Below are 19,538 nucleotides of genomic sequence, written 5' to 3'. Positions count from 1 at the left end.
AAAGAACAGCGCGCGAGTACCGACCTACAAAACCTTTTACCCCCGCAGCTTGGCGGCCACAGCCGCAACGCGCTCACCGTAAGCCTTGGCGGTGTCCAGGTCACCTTGGGGAATATCTTCGGCGGGGCTGGTGGGGCCCACTTGGGCCATCACGCCGGAGTTGGAGCCGATGCGGTTGATGGTGCCGTCGTTCATGGACGGCTGGCCCACCCAGACCATGCCTTGCTGCATGGCCAGTGTGATGAAGTACTGGATGGTGGACAACTTGTCACCGCTGGGGCTGGCCGAGATGGTGAAGCCGCCAGCGACTTTGTCTTTCCAGGCGCCGGTGAACCAGCGCTTGGAAGAGGCGTCAGCGAATTTCTTGAACTGCCACGACGCCATGCCCATGTAGGTGGGCGAGCCAAAGATGATGGCGTCGGCGGCGTCCAGTGCGCTCCAGTCGTCGTCAGAAATGTTGCCATCGGCATCGATGGTGACCAGTTGGGCGTTGGCGCCTTGGGCCACAAACTGGGCCACGCGCTGGGTGTGGCCGTAGCCGGAATGGAAAACAACAACAGTTTTAGCCACGAGAAAAATTCCTTAAAAAAGACAGGGGGTTGAGAGAAAAAAATCAAGCGCTCAGGTCAAAGACCAGGACTTCGGCGTCCTGGCCTTCGCTCAAGGCCAATGACGACTCAGCTTGCAGCAACGCGGCGTCACCCGCATTCAACAGCTGACCATTGACCTGCAAGCTGCCGCGAACTAAAAAAACATAGGCCTTGCGTGAGGGGTCCAGAGGCAGTTGCGCTGTTTCGGCGCCATCGAAGAGACCCGCATACATGCGGGCATCGGCATGGATCATGACTGTGTATTGAGCCTCTTCGGGAGCCGCCACCAAGGCCAGTTGGCCACGCTTGGCCGCATCGGGAATGGTTTTTTGCTCATAGCCTGGGTCAATCCCGGTCACGTTGGGTTCGATCCATATCTGCAAAAAGTGGGTTTGCTCGCCCTGGGCGTGGTTGAACTCGCTGTGACGCACGCCTGAGCCTGCGCTCATGCGCTGCACGTCACCGGGCGGAATGCCCTTGACATTGCCCATGCTGTCCTGGTGCGCCAAGTTACCCGAGAGCACATAGCTGATGATTTCCATGTCGCGGTGGCCATGGGTGCCAAAACCGGTGCCGGGCGCAATGCGGTCTTCGTTGATGACGCGCAAATTGCCCCAGCCCATGTGGGCTGGATCGAAATAATTGGCGAAAGAAAAGCTGTGAAACGACTTGAGCCAGCCGTGGTCGGCGTAGCCACGTTCAGTGGATTTGCGCATTGTCAACATGTGATCTCCTTTGAAAGCCTGTGCATGACTGTACTGAAAGCAGGGGTCTGCACGGTTCAATCCATTTGCCGCCATCATTCAAATTGTTTGAAATAAAATGCATTGATCATGCAAAGTCCCAAAGATTGGCTCACACCAGATGCCTTGTTCATGCTGCAAACCATTGCAGAGCGCGGCAGTTTTGCAGCAGCAGCCCGCGAACTGAACTTGGTGCCCAGTACCCTGACCTACCGGGTCAGACAACTCGAAGACGCACTGGATGTGCTGTTGTTTGACCGCAGCTCGCGCCAAGCCCGAGCGACGGCCGCAGGCGTGGAACTGTTGCGCGAAGCCGGGCGGCTGTTGCAAGACATTGACGCGGTGGCCAACCGGGTCAAGCGCGTGGCCACCGGCTGGGAAGCCGTGCTGACTGTGGCAGCAGACAGCATCGTCTCGCGCAGCGTGGTCATGGATATGTGCGAGGCCTTTTTGGCCCTGAAGAGCCCCACCCGCTTGCGCATTCGCCACGAAACCTTGTCGGGCACTCTGGCGGCACTCACCACCGGCCAAGCCGACTTGGCTATTGGCGTGGTGCCCGAGCACAGCATGTCGGCCGATATTCAGCACATGCCACTGGGCGAAATTCCTTTTGTCTTTGCTGTAGCGCCTCACCACCCCTTGGCCACAGCCCCTGAACCATTGACCGACGACCTGCTCATGCAGCACCGGGCTGTGGCCGTTGCGGACTCGATTCAACGTGGTACAGGCCTCACGATTGGTTTGCAAGGTGGGCAAGAGGTCTTCACGGTGCCCGACATGCCAAGCAAACTGCAAGCCCAATTGCGGGGACTGGGGGCAGGTTTTTTGCCCAAAAACCTGGCCGAACCCCATGTTCAACAAGCTCGCTTGGTCATCAAGCAGGTCACGCAAAAGCGACAAAGTCTGGTTCACATCGCTTGGCGAGACAGCCGCCTGAGCCCTGCCGGACATGGCCTGCGCTGGTGGATTGCGCAGCTGGAGAATCCAGCCACGCAACAGGCGCTGATCACACAAGCTTGACCTGAAGGGCAAGATCAAGCATGAGAGACCTGCATGCGCCCCTCGGTCAACAAGCGCTGTAACAGTTGCTCGGTGGTTTCACCCGGCACCGTCAAGTAGCTGTCCATGTTTTGCAAGGTGACCAGCAAGCCCATGGCGCCGCCGCCATCGCGGTCGACAAACACTTGCAGGTCATGGCCTGCATTGGTTTTGACCAAATCGATGTAGCCCCCTTTGATGAGCTTGGTGGCATCGATCACAGCTTGTCCTGTGGCGCCCAGGCTGCTGGCGAACAAGTCCGACATGTCCAGCACGTCGGCATCTTTGCCCAGGGAGGTGTTGAAATCTGTGACGACATCCCCTGTGAGACCGCCCAAACCGCCTGCGCCGCCCACGCCCTGGTAAACGGTTTTGTAGACGAAGCGGTCCGAGCCCAGCCCACCCGTCAAACGATCTGCGCCCAAGCCACCTACCAACACATCGGCATAGGCTGTGCCCGTGATGGCGTCGTTGCCGCCGCCCCCCAAAATGGCCGCAGCCACCGTCCAGGTGCTGGCGTCCAGGGTATCGCCGCCATCGGTGCCAACGCCCCAGGTTTTGTGCAGAAAACTGCGCCCGGTTTCATCGGCCAGCGTCCCTGTGTAGTCGATGCGCATGGGCTCAGTCACCGCCCCGTTGAAGCCAAAATACAAACCTTGCTTGACATTGACCGAATCCACCGAGGTGAGGCCGGGTAGCGAACCATTGGACCAGGCTGTGATCGAAAAATCCCCCACAACGGGCGCGGCTCCGTACATGGCAGCAGAAAAATTGAGCTGCAGTGCACTGGCCGTCAGGGTCAAATCGTTGGGATCGGGGTCGCCAGAGCCGCCCTTCACATACAAGGTGACATCTTCACCATTGACCGTCTTTTGATAGCGCGTGTCAAAGTAAACACCGTTATTCAAGAAGTTACCCGACACCCTGGATGAGAAGTCATTGCTGGTCGTCAGCAAGACATCCTGCCCGCCCAGCATGACTTCCAGCGTGTTGGTTTCAGACAATTGCCCAACATCGGCCGATGCAATGGTCAATACTTGCTTGCCCACAGCGCCTGCCTCCAAAGCGGACTGCGTCAAGTCAAGCCGCTCAATACCCAGTAACTGGTGATACCCCGCTGCATTGACGCGCGTGTTGTCTGCCGTCGCCCCCGAATCGCCCCGGAAATTGGACACAAAATCCGACAGATAAAGTTTGGAGCTACCACTGTAGGCATTCGACCAGACCAGGGTATCTAAGCCCTTACCACCATCAATTTGACGGAAAAAAGCATCCTTGATTTCAATGGTGTCATCACCTGCGCTGGTGTTGACATAGTCTGCGCCGGCCGTGATCACACGGTCCTTGCCAGCGCCCAAATCGGAGGTATTGAGCTGCAACAGATCATCCAGAATGGGCGTGGCATTCTGACTGAGGGACAAGTCATAGGTCTGCGCCGTCCCGGTGACTGCCACCAGTCGACCCACGGTCTGGTATTTGGCAGCCAGATAGGTCGAGACCTCGCCCCTCATGGCTGCAGTCAAGGTGTGGTTGAAAGCGATTTGATCGCCCATCACCCCTGTGACGAATTCAGCGCTGCCTGAACCCGTTCCGCCCGAGGCACCGATGGCCAGCGTCCCTGCAGCGCCCACTGCAAACTTGCCTGGTGTCGACATCATGGTGCTGTTGGCGGTTGAACTCAGCACCCGATTGTTCACGGCCAGCGAACCCGCTGTGGTGTCGTTGAATCCATTCATGACCATCCAGGAGCTGACGGTGGCCGCGTTGGAAACCGTATTCACCCCGTAGCCCGAAAAGTGGGATGACAGTGATGTTTGGACACCGCCAAAGTGGTGCCTGAATGCATAAACCGTCCCGTTGACAGCACCATCAATTTCTCGGCTCATGGTGTAGCCCCATTGAGGAGGGTAGCCCAACAACTTGAGCATGGAAAAGTCCGAATAGCCCGTCAGATCCAGTCTGGGTGCAGCCGTCTTTTGGGTTGTATTCAAAGAGGATGCGCCATTGAAGTACAAGGCCACATGGCCTGACGAGTCGGTCAACTTGGGCACAGCCCCTTTTTTGGGCTGTAAAGTCACCGTGCCGTCACTGGATGTCCATGTCATGACCTGGCTGCCATCCTTGAGGGTCATCAAGGTGTCCGGGTCAAACCACAAGGTATCGGCATACACGGTCGACCAATGCTTTTGATCTGCTGCGACATACACCGAGCGGTTCAAGGAACTGGTGGTCTGGCCTGCACGGACCAGATTGGCATGCAGCACACGCTCGCCATCTCCGCCCCAACTGCCCGCAGCCAGGCTGAAAGCTGCGCTGCTTTGGCCAGTGGTCTGAACAGTGGCCGTGCCCACCACCTCGCCGTCCATCGTCAATTGGATGACATCGCCCGCCTTGGCGCCCGTCAACTGAACAGTGACCGAAACACCGGCCGATTTTTTGCTGGCATCCAGCACATTGTTGCCCGCTACCGTGTCAATCACCAGCGTGGGGTTGGGCGTGAACACATCCGCCCTGACGGTGGTGCTCAAGGTGGCCGTATTGCCCGCCATGTCACGCACTGCATTCAAGTTCACGATCTGACCCGCTTGCAAAGTCGTGCCAGTGCCCAGGGTCACCTGCCAAGTCGTGGCGTAGGTGTTGGTATCGCCCACTTGCTTGATGCCATCCACCGCCACCAGACTGCTCGCACTCAGTCCTGCGGGCAAGGCTGCTGTGCTCAGATTCACGGCCTCTTTGAAGACCAGGCTGATCTTGTCTCCGCCATCGAATGCGCCCACAGTGCCCGTGTCTGAGACCGCGTTCAATTGGACAGAGCTCTCCACCGCAAAATCCAGCGCAATGGGTTTGGGTGCGGAATAGGCGCCTGTGGCGCCGGTGGTGGGGTTGACAATTTGAGCCACCAAAGACTTCTGACCCGACACCGCCCCCCATTCTGCCGAAGTCAGGGTCACCGATGTGCTGGTGGTGTTGGGGGTCATGTCCTGCCGCTTGACCACGACACCGTCAAGGTAAACCACCAACTGCGTTCCGGCTGTTGCTGCCGAGTGGGTGAACGCCACGGCTGTGGTTTGAGTCAACTCGGTGGCATTGATGCGGTTGTCTGTGGCAATCGTCACGGGTGGCGTTGGCGTGCCAGGAATGAGCAGACTCGGCACAGTGAACACGGCATTGGACAAGGCCGTGTTGCCCACCACATCAACCACCTGCGCACTGGACAGGGTGATGGTGTCACCCGCCGCCAGATTGGACCCCGTGCCCAGGAAAATTTTCACCACGGCCGCATACTCGGCGCCATTGAGGGTCTGCGATTGACTGGCCTCCAGGCGGGCTCCCGTGCCCCAGGTTCGCCCTGTCGGCAACACAAACTTTGACAAGGCGTTCAAATCACTGAAGCGCACGGGCTCAGTGAAGGTCAGCACCAAGCCATCGTTTTTCGCGCCGTCCAGATTGGCATCAAACAAGCTCACCGCGCCCGACACAGCCGGTGGCACCCGATCAATCAGAACACTCAAAGTGGCCTGATCCGACAGCTGATTGTTCAAGCTCTGTTGCGCCTTGATCAGGATGGTTGCCGCACCGCTGGGTGACAGGGTTTGGATATCGGCCGCAGTCAAGGACAAGGACCAGGTGCCGGATGCAGCTGCTGTCACGGTCTTTTCAGACAAGTATTCGGTGTTGGTCGATGCATCGAAAAACCGGATCTTGACCTGTGCCCCGGCACTGGCCAATCCTGACAAAGTTTGCGCCGCAGAGGCTTCTGCCGCATTGATGAGGTTGTCGCCCGTCATGTCAAAAAGGCTCGGTGGCGGCAAAGTCAAGACCACATTGAACGAGCCTGTGGTGGAGGTCGAAACGTTGCCCGCCTTGTCGGTTTGTACGACCGTGTAAGCCACTGTGCCTGAACCCAGCACCCGAAAATCCGAGGGCATGACGGTGACGGAAAAAGTGCCGTCGGCCTGGCCCGTGGTGGGAAAGCGCAAGCTGTCGCCCAAAGCGCCTTGCATCGTGATCACCACCGAAGCGCCAGCCTCCACACCACTGCCTGAAAATACTTGACCAGTGACCATGCTGGCTTCAGCAGATGTGATGCCATCGGCAAATGCTGCTGCCACAACCACTGGCGTCAAGATGATGGTGTCGAGCTTCACTCCGACGACATTGGACGCAGCGGACATATTGCCGCCGGTGTCCTCAATGTGCGCGGTGATGTTGAGCGTTTGAGGGGTAGCACCTGTCGCTTGCAACACCAGGTCTTTTGGAACGAGCACGGCGATCTGCTGCGCAGCCAGATCGGTGGTTTTCAAGACCACCTGGTAGTCGGTGGCAAAGCCTGAAATCACCAAGGCATCACCCGCCTTGGCGCGCGTTCCGGCCAAGGAAACATTCACCAGCACACCACTGTTGGCATCGACCAGATTGATCCAGCCATCAAGCGTTGCAGGCACAGACAGGATCGTGGGGGCGGAAGGCACATCTCGATCGAGCTGCACACTGCGCACGGTCTGTGTGCTGTCGTTCCCGGCGGCATCGGTTTGGGTGACGACCAGATCCCAAGAGCCATCATCCAGCTGGGCAATGACCTGCCCCAAATCACCGGCCTTGATGGACCAAGTGGTGCCATTGTTCACGGGCGTCAAGTTGTACGAATGGCCGTTTTGGCGGACCACCGCATTCAAGGTGACCCCGACCACCACGCCCGAACCGGTCACATCCTGCGCCGAAGAAACACCCGCACCCAAGCCCAACATCGACAGCGCCTCGACCGCAGACACCCGGTCATCACTCAATACCGTGTTCATCGTTAATGCACCCGGGGCGATGGTGTCCACCTTCACCGGAATGCCCACCAAAACGCCTGAAACGTTCCCGGCCAAATCCACCAGCCTGGCTGTAATGTCCACCGTGCTTTCTGCACTGCCAATGGTGCTGGCAGGCACGGTGACCCAAGCAAAGCCCTGAGTGATCTCACCAGCCAGAAGCGTCTTGGGACTGACCTGCTGACCGCCCCAAAACACTTGCAGACTGTCGCCTGCCAAAGCATTGGTGCCCACCAAATTGACCTTGACCACCACCTGGTTCTGATTGGCCTCGACTTTGTTGATGTAGTCGCCCCCCAATGAGGAAGCAGCCACGGCGCCATCTGCCCCACCCGACGGACTCACCAAGCCATCAATGCTTGGTGCATTAGGGGCCGATGTGTCCACCCGCACCGTGTTAGCCAGCACCTGTGAAATGCTTGTACCGGCCGGGTTGCCTGCCGCGTCTTGCACCTGAGCGCCCTTCCAGTCGACTGACTGGGCCGCCCAAGCCACGCCACCGTCGGTGTCTGTATCACCGGCCACAACTTTGTAGGTAAAGACAGCGCGGTTGCTGCCCGCCAACTGACTGGCGCTTGCGTTGTACTGGGCGTATACCGTCTGTGCCCCCAATTGCAATGCCACTTGGGGCAGGGCAGTCACGGTCACAGCCTCGGACAATTGCACCGTCACGGTGATCACATCGTCTTCTTTGGCATTGCCATTGAGTCCATTGGCGGTTATCTGCGCCACATTGAGCTGCGGAGCCAGGGTATCAATGACAAAAGTGTCAAAGATCTGAGGCAAGGATTCATCCCCCGCGGCATTGATTTGCACCGCCTGGAGTTGCGTCACGCCTTGCCCGATTCGGCTCAAATCTGCCGCAGTGAGAACGACGCTCCACAAGCCGTTAGCACCCACAGTCACCGACGGCACGTCATAGGCCACACCGGCCACACGGACATCCAGACGAAGTTGATGATCCGATTCACCCGAGCCACTCACGACCAAATTGCCGCTTGCGTTGATCTGATCTTGGGCATTGAAATAGATGTCACTGCCACTGACACCACTGACGCTGACAATGGTCGGCACACTGACCGGCACTGACACATAGGTCAAAGTTTTTTGCGTGACTGTCGAGACATTGCCCGCCGCATCGGCTTGAACCGCTGCAATTTGCAATGTTCCTTGATCCAATCCAGCAAAGTCAGCCGCCAGCACAGAGACTGTCCACGCGCCGTTCGCATCGACGACGACATTGCTTTTGCTCACCCGATGCGAGTACTGATCCGACAGTTTTAGACTGATGGAGGCGCCAGGCTCACCCGTGCCGGTTAATTTCACTCCAGACTGAGACTCGGCGTAGCTGACGCGGTTGTCAGCGGTCACTGCGTCGAGGGTGGGGGGCGCAGGCGGCACTGTATCGATCACAAATCGGCTGCTCGCCACCTTGGAAGGATTGCCCGTGCCGTCCGTCTGGTAGGCCTGAATCTCAAACGTACCCTGACCCAGGGTGACTATGTCACCAGGCGTCAAAGACACCGACCAATAGGGGTGGCCATTCACATCGACTGCGGTGGCTGTTTTCTGCAGCTTGATGGCAGTGCCCACCACGATCTTGACGGTCACCACCTGCCCCACGGTGGCCGCACCCTCGATGAGTACATCGGCCTGGCTTTCCAGAAGATTAACCAGTCCATCTGTCGCCACAGCTGTAACGGTCGGTGCCTCAGGCAAGGCATCGACCGTGCCGGTCCAGACCAGGAAACGCTCGCCTTCGTTACCTGCACGGTCAACGGATCGGGCCTCAACTCGCAAACTGCTCGAATCGCCCGCCAGAGTGATGACAGACTCCGCCACAGTCACCGCCACAAAGCCTTGGTTCACATCGGTCTGGGTCAATTTGGTGCGCACTTCCAAGCCACCGGCACCTGAACTACTGCCCCAATAAAGAACCACCTCATCGCCCGATTGCGCGTCGCTGGCCAAACCGACATGCACCACGGTGCCGTCAGTGGCTTCGGTCAAATTGTGGTTATCCGGCATGACAATCAAACCACCCGCCAGCTCACCGCGAGCGTTTTGCACCTGCGCAGCCTGCATATTCACATCAAGCACGGATGCAGGCAAGGTTTTGTCAAACACAAAGCTGCCATTGCTCGTGGCCGACTGAACAAGACCGGCATCGATCAAGTACGCAGCCATGTCAATGGTGCCTTCTCCGAGATCAAGGAGCTGAGTTTGGCTGACAGGCACGGTCCAGATGCCACCAACTGCGGTGCATTGGAGGGTGATTTTGATGAGGGTCCCCGTACGACTCAATTCCACCGTCACGGCCCCATTACTCGATGAGGTGCCCGAGATCAAAATGCTGCCTGGCGTGGTCTGGTCTGCGGTGAATTCGGCCAGATTCACATAACCGTCGGTCATCACTGCGTCGATTTGCGGCGCCAGGGGCGGCGCATCCACCGCCACACCAGAAACCAGCAAATATGGATCGCCCACGTTGCCTGCCAAATCGGTGACCCGGACATGGATATCCACCGAGCCATCCCCCTGACGTGCGATGGTGTTGCCGGGTACCGTGATGAATATCTGCTGCGCATCGCCGCCTGTGATGGCCGCCAATTCAGTCGCCGTGAGCACATGAACCACCACTTGAGCACCCCAGAGCAACTCCAGTGTGTCACCCGCTCGGGCATTGGCGGGCAGTGGCACGGCCACTTTCACACCCGCCGCAGCTTCAACCGGCGTCACACCGCCCGCCAGCGCATGGTTTGCGTTGTAGCTTTGCGCAGCAACTGCATCACTGCTGTGGGGACTGTTCGGCGCCTCGGTATCCATGACAAATTGTTGCGTCGCTGGCAAAGAAGTCTGAGCGCCACCCGTCAAACCATTGCGCTGCACGGCTTGAATCTGGACAGCGCCTTCCCCCAGCGTCTGAAGGTCTGAAAAACCCAAACGGATTTGCCAGCTGCCGTCTTGGCCCACCTGCACAAGGCGACTGATGTTGCCATTTGCACCGGTCAATTGGATAGAAACAAAATGTCCGGCCACTCCCGTCCCTGTAAGCACCGTCCCGGCGGCCGCCTCTAGGGCATTGATGTAGCCATCCCCGCCAATCTGGTTGACTGAGGGTGTAGGCTCCAGGTCTTCCAGAACAAAGGTGTGCTCGACCACTGTATTGACCTGCGTGGATCGGTCCCCGGTTTGAGGGTCCACAGCCCAAGCCTGAACCTGAACCGGTCCACTGCCCAAAATAGAGCGCATCTGAACGCTCGTCAGTGTGGCTTGCCATTGACCTTGCGTGTTGACCACCAAAGCCTCCAGTTTCACGCTCCCCAAACTGCCTTGCAAACTCAAGTAAACCTGCGTTCCCGCTGGCCCGGTGCCCGTCACGACAAAATCACTGCCTTGCTCGGCAAACGACACCACGTCATCCGTACTCAACGCATTGACCTGCACCGAACCGGCAATGGGTGTCCGGTCCACAGTCAATGTGCCCGAAGTCACCGAGGACACGTTGCCCGCCAGATCGGTTTGCGAAACCGCCACCGACCAAGCCCCATCCCCCAAAAGCTGAAACTCATCGCTGCTGAGATTCAATTGCCACCGACCGCCACTGCCCACCAGCGCTGAGCGGGCAGGCAAAGCCAGACTGCCTTTGGAAAAAATCACCTGAACCGTCGCCCCCGACTCCCCTGAGCCACTGACCACCACCCCTTGAGCAGCCTCGACAGCGTTGACGATGTTGTTACCACTGATGGCGTCCAGCACAGGGGCATCCACCACCGTGTCAATTTTGAAAACATGGTTAACAAGCACCGACACGTTGCCCGCTGCATCGGTTTGGCTGGCACTGACAGTGGCAGAGCCTTCGCCCAATTTGTCACGCAAAACCGAAGGATTCAAAGGCACCGACCAAAAACCATTCGCATCAGCACGCACCGAAGTGTTGTATGTGCCCGATGACCCGGCCACCGCGATCGAGACCCAAGCCAAGGCTTCACTGCCACCACTCAAGGCGACCGAACCATCCCCCATCTCTTGCGCATTGACCCAATCATTGCCCGAGACACTGTTGACGGTAGGCGCCAACACCGTCGTGTCCAGGGTGATGTTCACTGATTGTGGGTCACTGGTATTGCCCGCGAGGTCAGTTTGCGTCAAGCGCAGCGACAAAGGCCCATCACCCACTTCCGCCCATTGCCCCACGGTGATGCGGGTCGACCATTGACCTGCGCCATCGGTCAACACGGTGTATTCCTGGCCCACCACATCTGTGCGGGAGTTCACCAATTTGAACTTCACCTCGGCATTGGGCTCTGCCGTACCGCTGACCAAGACACCCGCGTCACGCTCCACCGCATTGACTTTGTCGTCGTAAGTCGTCACCACGGGCAATGCAGGCACGGCGGTGTCCACAACGACCGAAAGCGTGCTTTGTAATGTAGGTGCGCTCACCCCTTGCAAAGTGGCAAAGCTTTGAAGGGTGTGACTGCCTTCAGACAGAGAAAGTATGGCCACGCCTTGACCAGAACTGTCGAGCTGGACTCGGGTCAGTGCTTGCCCTTCAACATATTGACTGCCCTCATAAATCACCACGGTGCTGCCTGCGGCCCCGGACAATTGAATCCGAAAATCCTGCGTTTTGTGGGTGTAATAGGTGCTGCTCAATACCCGACCATAGTCTTCAGACACGGGAATCATGCCGGGTGGCCGCTCTGAAAAGCTGACCGACAACCCATTCAAAACCTGAAAGGCTTGAACCTGACTGCCATTCCACGGACCCGTGTTGCCTGCAGCATCTTCAAACAAGGCACTGACATTCAAGGCGCTGTTGTCGCCCGCCGCCACAATGGTGGTGGCCGGCACAAACACTTGAGCCACACCAGCGGCCAGCTCTTCTGCCGTAACGCTGTAGCGCACCTGCTGGTTACCCCAAGCCAGCACGACCACGCCGCCCTCCCCCAAATTAGCAGGCAAGGCAACGGCGACGGTCGTGCCATCGGCCAACTCCTGCCAATTCAGTCCTCCCGCCAACTCAGTGCTGGCATTCCATTCCAAAGCAGCTTGAACCCTGTCCGTTAAGGGCTCATCCGGAGGCACCGTATCCACAAAAAATTCGTGTGTTTGTACCTGCGACACGTTGCCGGCCACATCGGTCTGAGTGACCTCTGCATGCAGCCGCCCTTGTCCCAAAAGCTCAATTTGCGCCGGGGTAAGGGTCACAGACCACGCGTGTTGGGCATCGACTCGCCCGACAACCGTCAGCAAGAGGTGGTCACCTTCATCCTTGAACAACACAGAGACATCTGCCAAAGCCTCACCGGTGCCGCTGATATTGACCCCACTGCTGCGCTTGGCCAGATTGATGCGGTCATTGTCAGAGACCCGCAAATCGTTCACTGGATTGACCTGAGTGTCCACCGTCACGCCCAAGGCCTGACTGGCTCCGCTCACCTTGCCCCCCGTATCTTGAGCGATGGCTCGCAGATTGAAACTGCCATCCACAGCAAACGTGTGGCTCACGCTGAAAAGACCTTGCGCATCGGCCGTCGCGGCTTCCAGCGACTCCCCGTCATCCATCACTGCGTTGTCATTGCGGTCATCGAACACCTCGATCGTGTTGCCCGCACCGCTGTGTCCCGTCACAGTCAGCTGCGTTGTCCGGGTCACATGATCTGTATGGCTGCGGCCCGTATCGAGCGAAGCATCCAGCGCCAATCCATAAGGGGCTGGCAAATCGGACGTGTCCAGCGTGATCACCGCAGAGCCCGTACCCGTACCCACGTTGCCAGCCACATCGGCTTGACTGACCGTCACGGTCACCACACCCCCACCCAAAGCCTTCATCAAAGCGGGCGTCAGGGTGTATTGCCAATGCCCCGAATTGTCTGCACGCACCGTGACCGGATTCAAACCCCGGCTCCAGGTCAAGGTCACATCGGCCAGGGCATCCGCCGTGCCGCTGACCAACTGATCGGTCAGGCTCTCGGTCAAAATGATGGTGTTGTCACCCGCCACCGCATTGAGGGTGGGCGCCCCCGGCGCCTGCGTGTCAATGGTCAGCATGAGCCGCGCGGTCACGTTGGACACCTGTCCGGTCGTGAGGTCCGCATTGGAATAACTGCCCGAGACCGGGTCCCAGCCCAAGGCCAGGATGTGTTGCACCCCTTCACCCAGCGCTGAGCTTGGCCTCCAGACCACATGGCCCGACGCATCGGTCTGCAACTCAGCCAAGACCACATCACTGGCTTGCAAAATACCGTCCGTGTTGGCATCGCGCACCAAACGCACCCAGCTGTTGGGGGATGCAGACACCTTGATCTGTGGGGCTGCGATGTAGGTCACGCCGTCGCTGGCATCACGTCCGGTGTCCTGGCCGTCTGCCAGCACCATGCTGGTCACGGGTGCTACAGCGGTGGTGCGAATGGGCACACTGCGCTCCACAGGTGTGGCCACATTGCCTGCGCCGTCCGTCTGAGCCACTGACACCGTCACTTGTCCTGAGCTGAAAGCTGCCCACTGCGCTTTGCTCACCGTGACCGACCAATGGCCTGAGTCATCCACCCGCACATTGTCAAGCGTGGTCTTGACGCTGCCTTGCGACAGGGTCAGCACGACAACGCCCTTGGCTTCGCCCTGGCCCGTCAACACAATGCCCGTGTCGGCCACAAACTCCTGATACCCGATCTTGTCGTCGCCTGTCACCGCATCCAGCCCCAGCACCGGCACTTGCGTGTCCAGTTCCAGAGCCACGGTCGTGCTGCCTGTCGAGACGTTGCCGTACTTGTCCACACTTTGCAGCACCCATTGGTACTTGCCGTCTACAAGCAAAGTGGCCAGGCTGGTGCTGTATTGGCCGTAGGCGTCTACGTCTACTTCAAAGGCAACGGTTTCGTTGTCGTCGATCTTGCCGTCCTTGTTGCTGTCCAGTACCCAGCGCACTTTGCCGTCTGCAGGGCCTGTGCCCGTGAAGCCTGGCGTGCTGTCCTTTGTCTGCACCGCACTCGTGCCCGTCTTGTCCATCGCCGCTGTCGGCAGCGCTGGCGGCGTCATATGCAATTCAAAGCTCAACTCGCTGGACTGCCCGACGTTGCCCGCACCGTCTTTGCTGCTGGCGCTCAGCGTGGCTGCGCCTTCTTGCAGCTTGGCCCAATCGTCCTTGCTCAGGGTATAGGTCCAGTTTCCTTGCGCATTCGCCTGGGTTTGGAAAGTCCATTCATTCAAACCCTGCTTCAGCGTCACCGTCACGTCCAGGTTCGGCTCGGTGTTGCCACTGATGGCTGTGCCTGCCGCCGCTTCAGCTGCGTTGATCACGTTGTAGCTCAACTCTGCCACGATGTTCAGTGTCTGAACGGGGCGCACGGTGTCCAACTCCAGCTGCACCAGCGTGCTGCCGGTCGAGACGTTGCCGTACTTGTCCACACTTTGCAGCACCCATTGATAAGCACCGTCTGCAGGCAAGGGCGGCAAGCTCATGCTCTCAAAAGTAAAGCTGTATTGACCGTCTGCCCCAACACTCACGTCAAACACTGCGGTTTCGCTGGTGTCGATCTTGCCGTCGTTGTTGCCGTCCAGCACCCAGCGCACTTTGCCCCCTGCCGGACCCATGCCCGTGAAGCCCGGCGTGCTGTCCTTGGTCTGCACCGCACTTGTGCCCGTCTTGTCCATCACAGCGGTCGGCGCTGCCGGGGGGTTTATGTGGACTTCAAAATCGGACAAGCTCACCTGACTCACATTGCCCGCCGCATCTTTGCTGCTGGCGATCAACGTGGCTGCGCCTTCTTGCAGTTTGGCCCAGTCGGTCTGGATCAAGGTGTAGGTCCAGACACCATCCACACCCGCCTTGGTTTGGAACTGCCACGCTTGCGAACCCTGTTTCAGTGTCACCGTCACGTCCAGGTTCGCATCTGTCCTGCCGCTGATGACTGTGCCTGTCGCCGCTTCGACCGCATTGATCAACTTGTCGTTCAGCTCTGCCACGCTGTTCAGGCTCAGCGTGGGGGCCTGGCTGTCCAGTTCCAGTTGCACCAGCGTGCTACCGGTCGAGACGTTGCCGTACTTGTCCACGCTTTGCAGCACCCATTGGTAGTCACCGTCTGCAGGCAAAGCACTCAAGCCCGGACGCTCAAAGTTAAAACTGTATTTGCCATCCAACCCTACGCTCACGTCGAATGAACGTGCCCCCTCGCTGCCATCAATCACGCCGTTGCTGTTGCTGTCCAGCACCCAGCGCACTTTGCCTCCTGCCGGGCCCGTGCCCGTGAAGCCCGGCGTGTTGTCGTTCGTCTGCACCTCACTCGTGCCCGTCTTGTCCATCACTGCAGTCGGCGCATCTGGCGGCGTCACATGCACGTCAAAGTCGGGCAAGCTCACCTGACTCACATTGCCAGCAGCGTCCTTGCTGCTCGCGCTCAGCGTGGCTGTGCCTTCCAGCAATTTGGCCCAATCGTCTTTGCTCAAGGTACAGGTCCAATCTCCTTGCGCATTGGCCTGGGTGTCGAACTGCCACTCTTGCGAGCCCTGTTTCAGCGTCACCGTCACGCTCAGACTCGGATCCGTCTTGCCACTGATGACCGTGCCCGCTGCGGCTTCAGCCGCATTGATCACATGATCATCCAAGGCCGCCACAGTGCTCAGGCTCAGGGTTGGCGCTTGTCTGTCCAGTTCCAGCTGCACCAAGGTGGTGTCCGTCGAGACGTTGCCATACTTGTCCACACTTTGCAGTACCCATTGGTAGGCCCCATCTGCGGTCAAGGCGTTCAGGATATGGAGGTAATGGCTGTCCGAGCCGACGCCCACTTCAAACACACTTTCGTTCGCGTCGATCTTGCCGTCATGGTTGGCATCCAGCACCCAGCGCACTTTGCCGTCTGCCGGGCCCTTGCCCGTAAAGCCCGGCGTGCTGTCGTTGGTCTGCACCGCACTCGTGCCTGTCTTGTCCATCACCGCCGTCGGCGCTGCGGGCGGCGTCGCGTGCACTTCAAAGTTCAACTCGTTGGACAGCCCCACATTGCCCGCACCGTCTTGGCTGCGGGCCATCAGCGTGGCTGCGCCTTCTTGCAGCTTGGTCCAATCGGTCTTGCTCAGGGTATAGGCCCAGTCCCCTTGCGCATTGGCCTGGGTCTGGAAAGTCCATTCATTCAAACCTTGCTTCAGCGTCACCGTCACGTCCAAGTTCGGCTCGGTTTTGCCACTGATGGCTGTGCCTGCCGCCGCTTCGGCCGCATTGATCACCCGGTCGCTCAGCGCCCCCGTGCTGTTCAGGATCGGCAGTGGCGCTTGTCTGTCCAGCTCCAGTTGCACCAGCGTGTTACCGGTCGAGACGTTGCCGTACTTGTCCAGGCTTTGCAGCACCCATTGGTAGGGGCCGTCTGCGGGCAAGGGGCTCAAGTCTGGACGCTCAAAATTAAAACTGTATTTGCCATCTGAGCCGACGCTCACTTCAAACACGCTTTCGTTCGCATCGATCTTGCCGTTGCTGTTGCCGTCCAGCACCCAGCGCACTTTGCCCTCTGCCGGGCCATTGCCCGTGTAGCCCGGCGTGCTGTCATTCGTCTGCACCGCACTCGTGCCCGTCTTGTCCATCGCCGCTGTCGGCGCTTCGGGCGGCGTCGCGTGCACTTCAAAGCCGAGCTCGCTGGACTGCCCCACATTACCCGCACCGTCTTTGCTGCTGGCGAGCAGCGTGGCTGCGCCTTCTTGCAGCTCGGCCCAATCGGCCTGACTCAAGGTACAGGTCCAGTCTCCTTGCGCGTTGGCCTTGGTTTGGAAAGTCCACTCTTGCGAACCCTGCTTCAGCGTCACCGTCACGTCCAGGTTCGGCTCTGTCTTGCCGCTGAGGGCTGTGGCTGCCGCCGCTTCGGCCGCATTGATCACGTTGTCGTTCAGCTCCACCACACTGTTCAGCGTCTGCACGGGAAGAACCGTGTCCAGCTCCAGCGCCACCGTCGTGGTGCCGTTCGAGACGTTGCCGTACTTGTCCACGCTTTGCAGCACCCATTGGTAGGCACCGTCTGCGAGCAAGGTATTAAGGCTGGTGGCGTAATTGCCGTCTGAGCCGACGCTCACTTCAAACACGCTCCCGTTCGCGTCGATCTTGCCGTCGTGGTTGCCGTCCAGAACCCAGCGCACTTTGCCGTCTGCCGGGCCCGTGCCCGTAAAGCCCGGCGTGCTGTCGTTGGTCTGCACCGCACTCGCGCCCGTCTTGTCCATCTCCGCTGTTGGCGCTGCAGGCGGCGTCGCGTGCACTTCAAAGCTCAGCGCGTTGGACTGTCCCACATTGCCTGCTGCGTCTTTGCTGCTGGCGATCAACGTGGCTGCACCTTCTTGCAGCTTGGCCCAATCGGCCTGACTCAGGGTGTAAGTCCAGTCTCCTTGGGCATTCGCCTGGGTTTGGAATGTCCACGATTGCGCCCCCTGTTTGAGCGTCACCGTCACGGCCAAATTCGCATCTGTCTTGCCACTGATGGCTGTGCCTGCCGCCGCTTCGGCCGCATTGATCACGTTGTCGATCAGCTCTGCCACACTGTTCAGCGTCTGCACGGGAAGAACCGTGTCCAGCTCCAGCGACACCGTTGTGGTGCCGGTCGAGACGTTGCCGTCCTTGTCCACACTTTGCAGCACCCATTGGTAGGCACCGTCTGAGGGCAAGGGCGGCAAGCTCATGCTCTCAAAAGTAAAGCTGTATTGACCGTCTGCCCCAACACTCACGTCAAACACTGCGGTTTCGCTGGGGTCAATCACACCATTGCTGTTGCCGTCCAGCACCCAGCGCACCTTGCCGCCTGCCGGGCCTGTGCCCGTGAAGCCCGGCGTGCTGTCGTTCGTCTGCACCGCACTCGTGCCCGTCTTGACCAACACCGCTGTCGGCACGGGGGGCGGCGTCGTGTGCACGTCAAAGGCGGGCCAGCTCGCTTGCCCCACATTGCCCGCTTCATCTTGACTGCTGGCGCTCAGCGTAGCCGAACCATCTTGCAGCTTGCTCCAATCGGCCTGTGTCAAGTGACAGGTCCAATCCCCTTGCGCATCGGCATGGGTCTGGAACTTCCATGTTTGCGCGCCTTGTGTGAGCGTCACCGTCACATCCAGGTTTGCTGTCGTCTTGCCGCTGATGACTGTGTCTGCCGCTGCTTCGGCCGCATTGATCACCTTGTCGCTCAGCGCTGCCACGCTGTTCAGGATCTGCACCGGGGCCACGGTGTCCAGCTCCAGCGCCACCGTCGTGCTGCCCGTGGAGACGTTGCCGTACTTGTCCACACTTTGCAGCACCCATTGGTAGGCACCGTCTGCAGGCAAGGTGGCCAGGCTGGTGGCGTATTTGCCGTCTGAGCCCACTAGCACCTCAAACACGCGCTCATTCGCGTCCATCTTGCCGTTGCTGTTGCCGTCCAGCACCCAGCGCACTTTGCCCCCTGCCGGGCCTGTGCCCGTGAAGCCCGGCGTGTTGTCTTTGGTCTGCACTGCGCTCGTGCCCGTCTTGTCCATCACCGCCGTCGGCGCTGCGGGTAGGCTGCGATGCACTTCAAAAGTGGGCAAGCTCATGTGCCCCACATTGCCTGCCGGGTCTTGGCTGCTGGCACTCAGCGTCGTGGGTCCATCTTGCAGCTTGGCCCAATCGTCCTGCGTCAAGGTATATGACCAATCTCCTTGCGCATTCGACTGGGTCTGGAACGACCATGTTTGTGTACCTTGCGTGAGCGTCACCGTCACCGCCAAGTTCGGTTCGGTCTTGCCACTGATGAGCGTGCCTGCAGCGGCTTCGGCTGCGTTGAGAGATTTGTCCCCCAATGCCGAGACTTCATGGATCGTGAATTCGGGGGCCGACAAATCCGATTCACCCTGAAAACTGAAATCGTGCACCGGCTTGGCAAGGACAGCGGCGCCGATCGGTTCAATCGGCTTGTAAACACCAGACAGTACCCGCAAGCCCGCATCGGATGAGGACATCAAACCTCGCCACACGTCATCGGTATGGGACAAGTCATTGGCCAGCAATTGCAGCCAAAGCACATCGCCATCGCCTGACTCGGAATCTGATGGAACCGGGCCAGAGGCCGATTGTTCATCGAGCACTGTAGGGGGCACCATCGTCTGCGCCGTCACGCGCAACACTTTGTCGGCAGAGGCATTGGCCTCAGTCACCTCCACCACCGCATCGCGCCCCGCCTCATAAAAACCTGGCAATCGAAGCAACTGCACCGAGCCGTCCACCTGCTGCACCCAGGCCAGCAGATCATCGCCTGCACGCTCCAGGCGCAGCACGTCTTGCAAAGCCAGCACTTGCCCGCGTTCCAGGGCTTGGGTGATGTGGGGCACACGCAGGGTGACGGTATTCATTGAAAAACTCCCAATTCTTGTAT

4 protein-coding genes are annotated in these 19,538 nt (G+C 59.1%); 1 reads left to right on the top strand and 3 read right to left on the bottom strand.

The genetic code is table 11. The features are described 5' to 3' along the window. Positions 1-36: 36 nt before the first annotated feature. Both B9Z51_RS15325 and B9Z51_RS15320 read right to left on the bottom strand, forming a co-directional pair. Complete coding sequence (locus tag B9Z51_RS15325) at positions 37-570, bottom strand: flavodoxin family protein (protein ID WP_108375954.1); 534 nt, start codon at positions 568-570, stop codon at positions 37-39. 43 nt (positions 571-613) lie between these two features. After that, positions 614-1,315, bottom strand: coding sequence for a pirin family protein (locus B9Z51_RS15320; protein WP_108376060.1), 702 nt, complete (start codon positions 1,313-1,315; stop codon positions 614-616). 108 nt (positions 1,316-1,423) lie between these two features. Here B9Z51_RS15320 and B9Z51_RS15315 point away from each other — a divergent pair, with 108 nt between their 5' ends. Then, a complete protein-coding gene (locus tag B9Z51_RS15315; protein WP_108375953.1) occupies positions 1,424-2,353 on the top strand; it encodes a LysR family transcriptional regulator in 930 nt (309 codons plus the stop codon). A 14-nt stretch (positions 2,354-2,367) separates the two neighbouring features. Here the strand turns inward: B9Z51_RS15315 and B9Z51_RS15310 are convergent, their stop codons facing one another. Beyond that, complete coding sequence (locus B9Z51_RS15310; protein WP_108375952.1) at positions 2,368-19,515, bottom strand: Ig-like domain-containing protein; 17,148 nt, start codon at positions 19,513-19,515, stop codon at positions 2,368-2,370. Positions 19,516-19,538 lie beyond the last annotated feature (23 nt).

This window comes from Limnohabitans sp. T6-5 (assembly GCF_003063315.1).
Classification (GTDB): domain Bacteria; phylum Pseudomonadota; class Gammaproteobacteria; order Burkholderiales; family Burkholderiaceae_C; genus Limnohabitans_A.
Note: the sequence above shows the minus strand (reverse complement) of the source record. Positions and strands in the feature narration are given on the sequence as shown.

Bases quoted from the DNA above. Each gene is read 5' to 3' on its own strand.
- B9Z51_RS15320 (WP_108376060.1), bottom strand. From the start codon at position 1,315: ATGTTGACAATGCGCAAATCCACTGAACGTGGCTACGCCGACCACGGC.
- B9Z51_RS15315 (WP_108375953.1), top strand. From the start codon at position 1,424: ATGCAAAGTCCCAAAGATTGGCTCACACCAGATGCCTTGTTCATGCTG.
- B9Z51_RS15310 (WP_108375952.1), bottom strand. From the start codon at position 19,515: ATGAATACCGTCACCCTGCGTGTGCCCCACATCACCCAAGCCCTGGAA.